The 13,398-nt window shown below is 52.1% G+C and carries 10 protein-coding genes; 3 read left to right on the top strand and 7 right to left on the bottom strand.

Going from position 1 to position 13,398, the window contains the following annotated elements:
* Positions 1-146: 146 nt before the first annotated feature.
* Entirely contained in the window at positions 147-986 is an 840-nt protein-coding gene (locus RT52_RS17910) for a DUF6671 family protein (protein WP_034816595.1), read from the top strand.
* 57 nt (positions 987-1,043) lie between these two features.
* Here the strand turns inward: RT52_RS17910 and RT52_RS17905 are convergent, their stop codons facing one another.
* From RT52_RS17905 to RT52_RS17895, 3 genes are all read right to left on the bottom strand, one after another.
* The gene (locus RT52_RS17905; protein WP_024372505.1) at positions 1,044-1,694 is read right to left on the bottom strand and encodes an amino acid ABC transporter permease; all 651 of its coding nucleotides are present in this window, start codon (positions 1,692-1,694) and stop codon (positions 1,044-1,046) included.
* The gene (locus RT52_RS17900) at positions 1,691-2,449 is read right to left on the bottom strand and encodes a transporter substrate-binding domain-containing protein (protein ID WP_034803830.1); all 759 of its coding nucleotides are present in this window, start codon (positions 2,447-2,449) and stop codon (positions 1,691-1,693) included. Before RT52_RS17900 ends, RT52_RS17905 begins: the two co-directional genes overlap by 4 nt.
* 125 nt (positions 2,450-2,574) lie before the next feature.
* Positions 2,575-4,302, bottom strand: a complete 1,728-nt coding sequence (locus RT52_RS17895; protein WP_034816592.1) for a phospho-sugar mutase — start codon at positions 4,300-4,302, stop codon at positions 2,575-2,577.
* Positions 4,303-4,400: 98 nt separating this feature from the next.
* Between RT52_RS17895 and RT52_RS17890 the strand changes: the two genes are divergently transcribed.
* A complete protein-coding gene (locus RT52_RS17890; RefSeq protein ID WP_034816590.1) occupies positions 4,401-5,216 on the top strand; it encodes a sulfurtransferase in 816 nt (271 codons plus the stop codon).
* Positions 5,217-5,233: 17 nt separating this feature from the next.
* Here the strand turns inward: RT52_RS17890 and RT52_RS17885 are convergent, their stop codons facing one another.
* The 4 genes from RT52_RS17885 to RT52_RS17870 are packed head-to-tail and all read right to left on the bottom strand — an operon-like array spanning position 5,234 to position 11,429.
* Positions 5,234-7,666, bottom strand: a complete 2,433-nt coding sequence (locus RT52_RS17885) for a glycogen/starch/alpha-glucan phosphorylase (protein WP_034816588.1) — start codon at positions 7,664-7,666, stop codon at positions 5,234-5,236.
* A 22-nt stretch (positions 7,667-7,688) separates the two neighbouring features.
* Positions 7,689-9,128, bottom strand: a complete 1,440-nt coding sequence (gene glgA / locus RT52_RS17880; RefSeq protein ID WP_034803799.1) for a glycogen synthase GlgA — start codon at positions 9,126-9,128, stop codon at positions 7,689-7,691.
* A gap of 11 nt (positions 9,129-9,139) precedes the next feature.
* Positions 9,140-10,240 carry a glucose-1-phosphate adenylyltransferase subunit GlgD gene (gene glgD / locus RT52_RS17875; protein ID WP_051690313.1) on the bottom strand — a complete coding sequence of 367 codons (1,101 nt, stop codon included), beginning with the start codon at positions 10,238-10,240 and terminating at the stop codon, positions 9,140-9,142.
* Positions 10,241-10,274: 34 nt separating this feature from the next.
* Complete coding sequence (locus tag RT52_RS17870) at positions 10,275-11,429, bottom strand: glucose-1-phosphate adenylyltransferase (protein ID WP_034816585.1); 1,155 nt, start codon at positions 11,427-11,429, stop codon at positions 10,275-10,277.
* A 152-nt stretch (positions 11,430-11,581) separates the two neighbouring features.
* Between RT52_RS17870 and RT52_RS17865 the strand changes: the two genes are divergently transcribed.
* Complete coding sequence (locus RT52_RS17865) at positions 11,582-13,369, top strand: transglycosylase domain-containing protein (RefSeq protein ID WP_034816582.1); 1,788 nt, start codon at positions 11,582-11,584, stop codon at positions 13,367-13,369.
* The last annotated feature ends 29 nt before the right edge of the window (positions 13,370-13,398 follow it).

The raw sequence follows: 13,398 nt of genomic DNA, 5'->3' as shown, positions 1-13,398 counted from the left end.
TATTAATGTCCTTTACATGGGGTACAGATTAAATGTGGTTTCACTTCTTTTTTATTTCATACTGTTGAAAATATATTTACTTTGACTGAATCGCTCCTTTATATTTTTCAAAAGGAATCTGTATGTGAATAGAAAGGAAACGTGTGATGAGTTTTTTAAAAGATCGAGATGTTATGTTAGTCACAATGCACCAAAAAGAAATAGTTATAAAGCCCCTTCTTGAAGAACAGCTAGGATGCCGCTTATATGTAAATCAATTTGATACCGACCAGTTCGGAACATTTACTAGAGAGATAGGTCGGCAAGACTCACAACTCGAAACAGCACGAAAAAAAGCAAATATGGTCATAGAGCTGTCAAACCTACATGTTGGAATAGCCAGTGAAGGTACATTCGGATTTCATCCTCTTGCCCCTATTCCATGGAACACTGAATTGGTGTTACTAAAAGATTATGAACGAAATATTGAATTACAAGGTTATTACGAAGGAATCGATACAAATTTTAATCATACCGTCGTTCAAAACTATTCTTCCGCGCTTCAGTTCGTGAATGAAGTTGGGTTTCCAGACCATCACGTAATCCTCCGACCAGATGATGAACACTCTTCCGTTATATTAAAAAATATTGCGGATGAATCATCGCTGCAGGAAGCTTTTACGTATTGCTTAAACAAATCGACGAATCGACAAGTTTTTATAGAGACGGACATGCGGGCATACGCCAATCCAACCCGCATGAAAAATATTGAGATGGCGACGAGAAAACTAATTGAACAAGCAAATTCATTATGCCCAAAATGTGAAACACCGGGTTTCCGTGTCGTACGAAAAGTACCTGGGCGATTATGCGAGCAGTGTCATTCTCCTACTAAACAAATTGTGCGACATATCCACGCCTGCTCTACTTGTCACTATCAACTAACAGAATATCTTGATCCTGACGTATACGCCTCCCCGGCATACTGTGATTTTTGCAATCCATAATACAAAAAAGCAGTCATATCTCTCAACCGTAAGATGAGAAGTGACTGCTTTTTGTGCTTAACGAACCGCATAGCGACGTTCGAGACGATGCTGGCCCGCTTGAATGAGCGTCGACAAAATCCAATAAATCGTTGCCGAGAACAAGAGGAGCGGCATGACGAGATACGTCGTCGCGGCGATTTGATCCGAGACGTAGGTCAATTCTTGAACCGCGATGACCGAACCGAGCGACGTCGATTTGATGATATCGATCACCGAGTTCGAGACAGGTGGAATCGCACGCGACAAGGCTTGTGGGAAGATGATGTCTTTGAATCGTTTCCCACGCGGAATCCCGAGGGCGACACTCGCCTCGACTTGCCCTTTGTCGACCGAATGGATGGCCGCGCGGAACGCTTCCGAGATATACGCCGCGAAGTGGAGACCGAGTCCATAGATGAGCGCCTGCATGCCGCTCAACTGGACGAAGCCCGTCAATCCGACGTAAAGAATGAGCAATTGTAACAAGAGCGGGGTCCCGCGGAAGAACGAGATGTATAACCGCGTGAACCACCGGACAGGTTTGATGGGACTACTATGAAGCAACGCAATGATCAGACCGAGTACCAATGCAAGCAGAATCGATAGCACACTGGCGATCAACGTCAATTGCACGGCTTCAAGATAGACCGAACGGTTATCGATGACGGTCGTGATCAGTTCATTCATTGACTGATGTCCTCACCGAAGTACTTCTCTCCGATTTCCTCCATCGTGCCGTCTTCTTTCATTTCAGCGAGCGCTTCGTTCAAGCCTTCGAGCACGTCTGAGTCTTGACGGGCCATGAAGCCGGCTTGACTCTGGTTGAAGACGTCACCGACTGCTTTCACGTCGTAGCCCGTCTTCTCAAGCTCTGTCAAGATGAAGAGACGGTCGTTCAAGGCTGCGTCGAGGCGACCGACTTGAAGGTCTTGGAGCACTTGGTTCGCACCTTTGTAGAACTTCACTTCGGCGCCAGCTTCTTCAGCCATCTGTGCGTACACAGATCCTTGCGTCGAGCCGACGACTTTTCCTTCGAGGTCGTCGATGCCTTGGATGTCTTCGTTGTCTGATCCGACGATGACTTGTGCGCCTGAGATCGCGTACGGGTCAGAGAACGAATACTTCTCTTGGCGCTCTGGCGTGATGCTCATTTGGTTGGCGATCAAGTCGATCCGTTCCGCGTCGAGTGCCGGGACGAGTCCTTTGAAGTCCATCGCTTCGAATTCGAGCGTATAACCGGCCCGCTCTGCCGCTTCGTTCAAGACATCGATGTCGTACCCTGTGAGTTCACCTTTGTCTTTGTACGTGAACGGTGGGTATGTCGCTTCTGTCCCGACCGTGATGACCGTCTCTTCCGAACCGCTGTTCGTCTCTGAGCCGCAAGCTGCGAGCACCCCGAATGATGCGCCGAATGCGAGTACAGCCGTTAATGATTTCTTCATATAAATTCCACCTTCCTGATAATCCATATACGATTACATGGTTTTAAACAATATACTCATCATACTGACGGGGGCATACGTTGTCAAACAAAAACCACCACCCTCGTCAGGGCAGTGGTCAAACATCAATCGATGGCTTTCGCTTGCTTCATCACATCGCGTTCAATCGCTTCACGTTTCGCCGTCGTCTTCTCGGCACTGTCCGCGTGAACGCTGAAATAGAACTTGATTTTTGGCTCGGTCCCCGATGGACGGAGGCAGAACCATGAGCCGTCCTCAAAGATGAATTTGAGCACATTCGAAGACGGTAAGTCAATCGCTTCGGATTTGTTTTGACGCAGGTCGGTAGCGACTTGTTTCTTATAGTCCTCGAAACGGACGACTTCGTAGCCGCCGATTTCTTGCGGCGGGTTCGCACGGAACGCTTCCATCATCCGGCCGATTTGTTCAAGTCCCGCCTTCCCTTTAAGCGTCATCGACTGGAGCGACTCCTCATAGAAACCGTACTTTTCATACACGGCTTGGAGCGCATCATACAGCGTCCGGCCGTGCTGTTTATGGAAGGCAGCCATTTCGGCACCAAGTAAACATGCTTGGACGGCGTCTTTATCGCGGCAGAAGTCGCCAATCAAATAACCGTAGCTCTCTTCGTAACCGAACAAGAACTCGTATTCGCCCGACTCCTCGTACTGCTTGATCTTCTCGCCGATGAACTTGAAGCCGGTGAGCGTGTTCTCGAGATGGACCCCGTACGCCTTGGCAATCGCCGCCCCGAGTTCAGACGTGACGATCGTCTTGGCGACGAACCCGTTCGACGGGAGCGTCCCGGTCTCTACTTTTTGCGACAAAATGTAATCCATGAGAAGGGCCCCGGTCTGGTTGCCCGTCAAGACGAACCATTCCCCGCTTCGGTCTCGGACCGTGAAGCCGACACGGTCGGCATCCGGGTCCGTCGCCATCAAAAGGTCAGCCCCGACGCGGTCGCCGTATTGCATGGCGAGCTCGAACGCGGCCCGTTCTTCCGGGTTCGGGTAACTGACCGTCGGGAACGCACCGTCTGGCTCGGCTTGTTCTTCAACGATTGTCACGTGCTCGAAGCCATACGCCTTGAGCCCTTCCATGACGGGGCGACGGCCGGTGCCGTGGAGTGGTGAAAAGACGATTTTGAGCGGATCTCCTTGGACGTCGTGATGGATGCGAATCGACTGTAACGCCTCCATGTAGGCCGCGTCGACGGATGAATCGACCGTCACGAGCGTGCCGTCTGAACGAAGGCCCGCCTCTTCTTTCACTTCAATCAACAGTTCGTCTTCAATCGCATTGACGTATGAGACGAGTTCGTCGGCTTCTGCCGGCGGCAACTGTCCGCCGTCCGCACCGTATACTTTGAAACCATTGTACTCTGGAGGATTGTGGCTCGCCGTAATGACGATCCCACCAAAGGCGTTCAAGTGACGCACCGCAAACGATAGCTCTGGCGTCGCTCGGAGGCTCGGGAACAAGTACGTCTTAATCCCGTTCGAAGCGAGCGTCCGTGCCGCCTCGAGCGCGAACTCTGGTGAGAAGTGACGGGAGTCGTGCGCGATGACGACACCGTGACGTTTCGCCTCTTCGCCAGAAGCGGCGATGAAATCGGCGAACCCTTTTGAAGCTTTCCGAATCGTATAGATGTTCATCCGATTGGCCCCAGGCCCGATTTCGCCACGCATTCCGCCCGTCCCGAATTCGAGCGTCTTATAGAAGGCGTCTTCGAGTGACGTATCATCTTTCGCCATCTCCTCGAGCTCGACCCGAAGATGCGGCTCGAGCGCCTCGTGTTGTTTCCACCGTTCATACGTTTGTTGCCATGCCATGGTTAGTTCCCCTTTCGACATTTAAAATTCAATCGAAGTACTCGCCAATTTGTTCCATCTTGTATAGGATGGAAGTAACGAAACTTCGAGGTGATTCTATGTTCCCAACTATGCGTGCCCAAGAATTGAAACACATCGTCCACACGGATTCGATTCGCTTTATCGATTGCCGCTATTCCCTGAACGACGCTTCCTACGGGAAGTACGTGTATCGTCAAGGCCATCTCCCGAACGCGGTCTTTCTCGATTTGATGGAAGACTTGTCTGGTCCCGTTGAAGAGCACGGTGGCCGCCACCCGCTCCCTTCGAAAGAAGCATGGACGGCGACGCTCCGTCGCATCGGGATTCAAAAAGACGATTTGATTATCATTTACGACGACGGGTTCCCATACGCCGCGCGCGCCTGGTGGCTCTTCAAATGGGCCGGACATGAGCGCGTCGTTGTGCTCGAAGGCGGGATTCAAGCCGGTATCACATACTGTGGCGAGACGACGACAGAGATCCCGAACTATCCGGCGTCTGACTATGTCCCTCAATTCCAAGACGAGATGATTGCCACGATCGAAGACGTGAAGGCCGCACGTACGGCAGAGCTGTATGACTCCCGCACGGCCGACCGTTTCGACGGCAGCCACGAACCGATTGACCACAAGGCAGGACATATTCCGAACGCCCTCCTCTGTTCATATGCTGACGCCGTCACGGATCTCGGCACGTTGCAAGACTTTCATGATTTGAAAGAGCTTTACGTTGACGTGCTCGATGTCCCGAACCCAATCTTTTACTGCGGGAGCGGGGTCACCGCCTGTGTCAACATCTTAGCGTTACACGCCCTCGGCAAAGATGATGTCCGTCTTTACCCCGGCTCTTATTCTGACTGGATCTCTTATCCAGAAAACGAGGTCCACCCATAACGGGTGGATCTCGTTTTTTATTTCACGCTCGTCGGTTTGATGTTCCAAACCGCGTTCGCGTATTCCGTGATGGTCCGGTCGCTCGAGAAGATTCCCGATTTGGCCGTGTTGACGATTGAACTCTCGGCCCAACGCGCCTTATCGGCGAACACTTCCCCGGCCCGACGCTGTGCCTGCATATAGGAGGCGAAGTCTTTCAAGACGAGGAAATCGTCGTTGTAGACGAGCAGCGAATCAAAGATCGCCTGGAATTGATACTCACCGACCTTATCGAACGTTCCGTTGACGAGACCGTCGACGACATCACGTATTTCTTGGTTCGCATGATAGATGTCCGCCGCATGATAACCGCCGAACTTCTTGTAGTTCATGACTTCTTGCGGCGTCAAGCCGAAGATGAAGATATGGTCATCTCCGACCGCATCTCGAATCTCGATGTTCGCCCCATCGAGCGTCCCGATCGTGAGCGCACCGTTCATCATGAACTTCATGTTGCCGGTCCCTGACGCTTCGTAGCTCGCCGTCGAGATTTGCTCGCTCACATCAGAGCCTGGGAAGATTCGTTCTGCCATGGAGACGCGATAGTTCTCAAGGAAGACGATCTTAATGAACTGGCTCGCCCGTTTATCGTGATTGATCATCGTCGCGAGAGCGTTGATGTAACGGATGACTTCTTTGGCGTAATAGTAGCCTGGGGCTGCTTTCGCACCAAAGATGAACGTCCGCGGCACCATCGTGAACGTCGGGTCCGACTGAATCTTTTGATAGAGCGCATGGATGTGGAGCGCGTTCATAAGCTGACGCTTGTAGGCGTGCAGCCGTTTCACTTGAACGTCAAAAATCGAGTTCGGATCGACGGTGATGCCCGTCTCGTCTTGAATATATGACGCCAAATCGAGTTTGTTCTGTTGCTTCACGTCCATGACCTGCTCTTGGAAGCTCGCGTCTTTCGAGAAGCCCATCAACTTCTCTAGGTCGTTCGGATGTTCAATCCACGATGGGCCGACCGCGTCCGTAATCAAGTTCGAGAGGCGCGGGTTGGACTTGAGTAACCAACGACGGTGCGTGATCCCGTTCGTCTTGTTGTTGAAACGGAGCGGGAACATCTCATACAAGTGTCGCATCTCACGCTGCTTCAAAATATCCGTATGGATTTGAGCGACCCCGTTCGTCGAGTGCGAGCCGACGACGGCCAAATTCGCCATGTTGATATGCGCGTTCGAGACGATGGCGATTTCCCCCATGTGCGGCTCGAGATGCGGATAGTTGACGAGCACGTCGCGACAGAAGCGACGATTGATTTCTTCGATGATTTGATAAATACGCGGCAACAACCGCTCATACATCTCGACCGGCCACTTTTCGAGCGCCTCGGCGAGGAGCGTATGGTTCGTGAACGACATGACGCTCTTCGTCACACGCCACGCCTCGTCCCATCCGTAGCCGTGCTCATCCATCAAGATGCGCATCAATTCTGGAATCGCGACGACCGGGTGCGTGTCGTTAATGTGGACGGCGTAATGGTCACCTAGATGTTTAAGCGATTTGTTATGACGGAGATATGAGGCAATCATCGATTGGATGCCCGCCGACACGAAGAAGTATTGTTGTTTCAGGCGCAGCACTTTTCCTTCGTACGTCGTGTCATCCGGATAAAGGAATTCAGAAATCGTCGCAATCGACTGCTTATATTTGAGCAAGTCTTTGTATGACCCTTTCGTCCGTTCCATATACTCCTCATCGTCGTAAGGCGATTCGGCGTTCCATAGACGGAGTGTGTTGACGACATCATTTTTGTAACCGATGACCGGCATATCGTACGGGACGGCCCGGACGACTTCGTCCGGATGATGGACGACACGCAGACGGTCGCCGATTTGGCGCATCTCAATCCAGCCACCGAAGTTGACGTCGACTGCACGGTCGGCGCGGCGCGTCTCCCACATGTTGCCGTCGCGAAGCCAGTTATCCGGGAGCTCGACTTGATAGCCGTCGACAATCTTTTGCTTGAAGAGGCCATAGCGATAACGAATCCCGTTCCCGTGACCCGGCAGACTGAGCGCAGCGAGCGAGTCGAGGAAGCAGGCGGCCAATCGACCGAGTCCCCCGTTCCCTAGTCCCGGCTCCGGCTCGAACTCGGTGATTTCAAAGAAATCGAATCCAAGCTCCTCGAGACCTTCCTGAACGACTTCGAGCACGTCCATGCTGAGCAAGTTGTTGTAAAGGAAACGACCTAACAAAAACTCGAGCGAGAAATAAATGACTTGCTTGCTCTGTTTCTCTTCTTGCTTGTCGCGCGTGTTAATCCATTTCGGGATTGCTTGCTCACGCACCATCGTAGCCAACGTCTGATACACTTCCTGCTCGGTCCCTTCCTTGAACGATTTCCCGTTTAAGGCGACGAATCGGTCTTTAAACGAAGTGACGAAGCTCTGTTTGTCTGTGAACATATGTGTGTAAAACTCCTTCCAGTCATGCGAATAAGTGATAGAGCTCACGGTATTGCTTCGCGGATTGTTTCCAGCTGAAGTCCGCCGTCATCGTTTGATGGACAAGGGCATTCCACGTGTTGCGGTCATAGAAGACACGAATCGATTTTTCAATCGTGGCGAGCATTTCATGAGCGTTGTAGTTCAAGAACCCAAAACCGGTCCCTTCCTGCGTATATTCGTTGAATGGCTTCACTGTGTCACGAAGTCCGCCCGTCTCACGAACGATCGGGAGCGTCCCGTAACGCATCGAAATCAACTGGCTGAGGCCGCACGGCTCAAAGCGTGACGGCATAAGGAATGCGTCCGATCCGGCATAAATTAAATGGGCGAGCTCGATATCGAACCCGATATAAGAGCCGATTTTACCCGGATGGCGCGCCGTCATCTCATGAACGATCGCCTCATACTCAGGTTGACCTGAGCCGAGGAAGACAAATTGACAATCGAGGTTACCGAGCTCATCGCTCACCCCATTAATCAAATCGAGACCCTTTTGTTCGACGAGGCGGCTGACAAATCCGATGAGCATGACGTCATCCCTTACTTCTAACCCGAACCGCTCTTGAAGGGCACGTTTGTTGACGGCCTTCCCTTCTTTCACCGTGTCCAAGTCGTACGTCTTCGCGATGCGTTTGTCCGTGCTCGGGTCGTTCGTCGCCAAGTCGAGACCGTTTAAAATCCCACGGACGTCGACGGCGCGATGCCGGAGGGCCGCGTCGAGCCCTTCCCCGTAGTATGGCTCCATGATTTCATCACGATAAGACGGGCTGACCGTCGTGATTTGATCGGAATGGACGATTCCCGCCTTCATGTAATTGACGAGCCCGTTATGCTGAATCCCTTCGGCCGTGAAGTGTTCATGCCCGAATTGAAGTAATTCGCCGAGCACGTCTTCAGGGAAGATGCCTTGGTACTGAAGGTTATGGATCGTAAACACGGTGCGAATCTTTTGATACGCTTCGATATGTTGATAATGAATCCGTAAAAACGCCGGCACGACACCGGTCTGCCAGTCGTGGCAGTGGAGCACGTCCGGCACGAGCGTCTCGTCTAACTTCCCAATCATCTCGAGGGCGGCACGTGAGAAGAACGCGAATCGTTCCGCGTCGTCATAGTGTCCGTAGAGCACACCTTCGCGATTGAAATAGTATTCGTTATCGATGAAGTAGTACGTGATGCCATCGTGTTCGAGTTTGAGCACCGCGGCGAACTGCTTGCGCCAGCCGACCGGAACAATCAAATCGAATAAGTATTCCATCTTCTCGACGTATTCCTCAGCAATCGTGCCATACTTCGGCATGACGACACTGACTTCCTCACCAAGGCCAGACACCGCTTGAGGGAGCGAGCCGATGACATCGGCAAGCCCCCCCGTTTTCATGAACGGTGCCGCTTCTGAAGCGACATACCATATTTTCATAATATCCTCCTTCACACCGTTGTCCGTTTTCCGATGACGATCGGTTCATCGACCGTCCCTCGAATGACCTGTCCGCGTTTCACGACCACTTCTTTATCTAAAATGGCGTTCTCGACGACAGCGCCTTCTTCGATGATGGACTTGGATAAAATGATTGAATTTTTGACGCGGGCATGTTCGCTGATGACGACGCCGCGGAACAAGATACTGTTTTGCACTTCGCCGCTGATTTTACAGCCGTTGGCGACGAGCGCTTCATTCACTTTCGACCCTTTCAAATAACGCGTCGGCGGTTCGTGCTTGATCTTCGTATAGATGTGCGGGAAATCATAGATGATTCCCTCATGACGAAGCAAACGCATACTTTCATTATAGTACGAAAGAACCGAATGGATGACTTGCATTTTACCTGTATAGTGGTAACCGTGAACGTGTAAGCGATGGAGCTGCGGGCGAATCACGCCGTCGAGTAAATCATACTCGCCACGTGACGTCGCCTCATCGACGAGTCGAAGGAACAAGTTCTTCGACATGATGATCGTCTCCGTGTATGCGTACTCGTCGTCCGGGCTAAAGCCCCGCTCCGAGATGCCGACGACACGGTCGTTCTCACCGAGACGAATCGGGCGGCAGTACCCACACTTTTGCTCGTGCCCGGTATAGGCGAGCGTAATGTCCGCGCCCATCGATTTATGGTGCTTGAGCATGTCTTGGAAGTCGATTGTCGTCAAGACGTTTGAGCCTGTGATGACGACGTACGGCTGTTTACTGCGTACGAAGTGTTCGCGGTGCATCGAGAAGTTTGCCAAGTCGCCCAAATAAGCTTCCCCGTCCGGCTTTAACGCCGGTGGGAAGATGTGAAGGCCGCCTTGCGAACGGTCAAGGTCCCACTCTTTCCCTGAACCGACATGGTCCATGAGCGAGCGATACTTGTCGAGCGTGAAAATCCCGACTTGATTGATGCCTTGCGTAATCATATTCGTCAATGTGAAGTCAATGAGTCGATAACGTCCAGAGAACGGGACGGACGCCAAATTGCGATGTCCCGTAAACTCTGGAAATAATCCTTCTTCGGTCCCTAAGTTGATGACCCCTAACAAATCATTCGTCAACAATAACGCCTCCTTGCGTCGGTCTTTTTTAAGTTCAAGCACGTTGTTTGAATACTGCTCCGCTCTCGATGTTTTCGTGAGGTTCAATGACAACAATCTCACCACCCGGCTCGCCGATTGTCGCTCCGTCTTCGATGACGGCACAGCTTGCGACGATGGCTCGATGAATCGTGACATCTTTTCCGATGCGAGCCCCCGGCATGATGACAGAGTCTTTGACGAGTGACCCCTCGCCGACACGCACGTCGTAGAATAAGACGGAGTGTTGGACTTCCCCTTCGATTTGACAGCCTTCGTTAATGACCGACTGTTCGACGCAGGCGTCTTTCCCGATGTATTGCGGTGTCTGGTTCGGGTTGACTGAATACATCTTCCAGTTCGGGTCGTATAAGTCGAACGGTGGATCTTCCTCTAACAAGTCCATGTTCGCTTCCCAGAGCGACTGAATCGTACCGACGTCTTTCCAGTAACCTTTGAACTTGTAGGCGAAGACGTCAAGTCCGTCGAGTAGCGTATTCGGAATGATGTTCTTCCCGAAGTCAAAGCTTGACGTCTCATCTTCCGCGTCTTGAATCAAGTGCTCCCGAAGCACTTTCCAGTTAAAGATGTAAATCCCCATCGAAGCCAAGTTGCTCTTCGGTTTTTCAGGCTTCTCCTCAAACTCTTTAATGCGGAGGTCGTCGGTCGTGTTCAAAATCCCGAAACGAGGGGCTTCGTCCCACGGCACTTCCATGACCGAGATGGTGACGTCCGCTCCTTTTTCTTTATGGAAATCGAGCATCTTCTCGTAATCCATTTTATAAATATGGTCACCCGACAAAATCAAGACGTACTCTGGATCGTAATCGTCGATATAGCTCAAGTTTCGATAAATCGCGTTCGCTGTACCTTCGTACCAGTTTTTCCCCGATTGTGCCTGGTATGGCGGCAAGATGGCCAAGCCTCCGTTGCGGCGGTCCAAATCCCATGCCGACCCGATGCCAAGATAACGGTTCAGTTCAAGCGGTTCATATTGTGTCAACACACCGACTGTCGTAATTCCCGAATTCGTACAGTTCGATAATGGGAAATCGATGATTCGGTACTTCCCTCCAAAGTGGACAGCCGGTTTCGCCGTCTTACGCGTAAGGGGCCCGAGTCGCTTCCCTTCCCCTCCCGCGAGGAGCATCGCAACCATTTCTTGCTTCATAGTACAGCCTCCTAAATTCATAATATAAACCTCTTTTACCCTTTTTCGCTGTTTCCTAATGTATTCCTGCCCAAATTATTATATGATAACGTTTACATTTTGAAATTTGTTGAAAGATTGACGATATAATGAATGAAGAGAGGGGTGAGCGAATGCGGGCATGGGTAGGAACACTCTTTTTTGCCGGACTGATCGCTGTCGGATTTACCGTGAGCAGTGCGTTGAAAGAGGAAATCGAACAAGCGAAGACGATTGTCGCGTGGGGCGAGGAGACCGTCGAAACGGCGCCGTTGTCGCCGAAGCACGCCGTCACCCTCGCCTATAAAGGCGGGGCTGAGACGCTCTATTTGAGCGGGCGCCGCGATGACGTCTCTCTAGACGGGCTACCCGACCACATTCGTGACGCCATCATAATCATTGAAGACCGCAAGTTCAACGCCCATCCAGGTTACGACTTGAGCGGGATCGCCCGGGCGTTTATCAATAACGCCAATGAGACATCGGTCCAAGGCGGGAGCACGATTACGCAGCAGCTGGCGCGAAACGTTTACTTGACGCACGAGCGGACGTACGAACGAAAAGTGAAGGAATTGATGATCGCGCGGGCGCTCGAAAAAAATTATAGCAAGAAAGAAATCATCACTTCGTATAGCAACGTGATTTTCTTCGGGCATAACGTATACGGCATCCAATCCGCGGCCGACACGTACTTCTCGCGTCCGCTCGAGGACTTGAACTGGAACCAAATCGCCTATTTGCTGACGGTGCCGAACAATCCATCCTTGTACGACCCGCTCAACCCGTCCGCGGCGTTTTACGAACGAAAAGACCGCATCTTGACGCAACTGAAAGAAGCCGGGCTCGTCTCAAAACAAGCTTATGACGCGGCACATGGCGTGAAACTGAAAGCCAGCTATAAACGCCACGAGATTCGATATCCCGACTACATGGATGCCGTCATGAAAGACGCGATTCGGCTCGTGCGAACCCGGTACGACCTAGACGAAGAGGCGGCGCGCGACTACTTGGCAAGCAATCAGGCGACAGTCGAGACGTACTTGTCCGTCGCACGCCAGATGGCTGCGAAACGGGAGTTAAGTGAATTGCCTGCCGGACTGAACGGCGGCTATGCCGAACTGACGCCGAACGGACGAATCGTCGCCCTCGTCGACTCGGAAATGAAGCAAAGTGGCGAGTTCAACCGTTCGACGCAAGCGTTCCGACAACCAGGGTCGGCCATCAAACCAATTCTCGTCTTTGCCCCGTTCATCGAGGAGACGAACGCGACACTCGATACGATGCTCGACGGCCGTCCCGTCTGTTACGGGACGTATTGCCCGACCAATAGCGGCAATCGCGTCCTGAGCGACGTCACGTTCCGCGATACGGTCGCCTATTCGTTCAACACGCCGGCGCTTGCCGCGTTCAATCAAATCGACCAACAGGCGGCTTACGCCACGGCTGACCTTATGTTCAGCCAATGGGATCCTGATAAAGACAACAGTATGGCGAGCGCGCTCGGAGGGTTGACACAAGGTGTGTCCCCGAAAGAACTGGCGGCTGCGTATACGCCGTTTTTGAACAACGGGGTCTACGTCTCCGGCCAAACGATTAAAGAGATTCGGTTCGCCTCGGGCGCCCCGACAATTAGCCCGAGCATGACGAAACAAGCCATCTGGTCAGAAGAGACAGCTGCGACGATGCGACAAGCGTTGTCGGCTGTCACGACGTACGGGACGGGTCGCTATGCCGGGCAAATCAAGCGTCCGTATGTCGGTGGTAAGACCGGAACGACGAACGCCCACAAAGATATGTGGTACGTCGGATTGACAGATGAGACGATCACCGCGATTTGGCTCGGGGCGGATACCCCACGTCCGTTCCCAGAACTCGCCAACCGTGCCTATCCGGCCATCGTCTGGACAGAGGCCCATCGATAAAGAGGCTGGGACATAACTAGCCAGTTCTA

This window comes from Exiguobacterium alkaliphilum 12/1 (assembly GCF_000714435.1).
GTDB lineage: Bacteria > Bacillota > Bacilli > Exiguobacteriales > Exiguobacteriaceae > Exiguobacterium > Exiguobacterium alkaliphilum.
Note: the sequence above shows the minus strand (reverse complement) of the source record. Positions and strands in the feature narration are given on the sequence as shown.

Coding starts and splice junctions, on each gene's coding strand:
- RT52_RS17900 (WP_034803830.1), bottom strand. CDS start 2,449: ATGAAGAAATCATTAACGGCTGTACTCGCATTCGGCGCATCATTCGGG.
- RT52_RS17870 (WP_034816585.1), bottom strand. CDS start 11,429: ATGAAGCAAGAAATGGTTGCGATGCTCCTCGCGGGAGGGGAAGGGAAG.
- RT52_RS17895 (WP_034816592.1), bottom strand. CDS start 4,302: ATGGCATGGCAACAAACGTATGAACGGTGGAAACAACACGAGGCGCTC.
- RT52_RS17910 (WP_034816595.1), top strand. CDS start 147: ATGAGTTTTTTAAAAGATCGAGATGTTATGTTAGTCACAATGCACCAA.
- RT52_RS17890 (WP_034816590.1), top strand. CDS start 4,401: ATGTTCCCAACTATGCGTGCCCAAGAATTGAAACACATCGTCCACACG.
- RT52_RS17885 (WP_034816588.1), bottom strand. CDS start 7,666: ATGTTCACAGACAAACAGAGCTTCGTCACTTCGTTTAAAGACCGATTC.
- RT52_RS17905 (WP_024372505.1), bottom strand. CDS start 1,694: ATGAATGAACTGATCACGACCGTCATCGATAACCGTTCGGTCTATCTT.
- RT52_RS17865 (WP_034816582.1), top strand. CDS start 11,582: ATGCGGGCATGGGTAGGAACACTCTTTTTTGCCGGACTGATCGCTGTC.
- glgA (WP_034803799.1), bottom strand. CDS start 9,128: ATGAAAATATGGTATGTCGCTTCAGAAGCGGCACCGTTCATGAAAACG.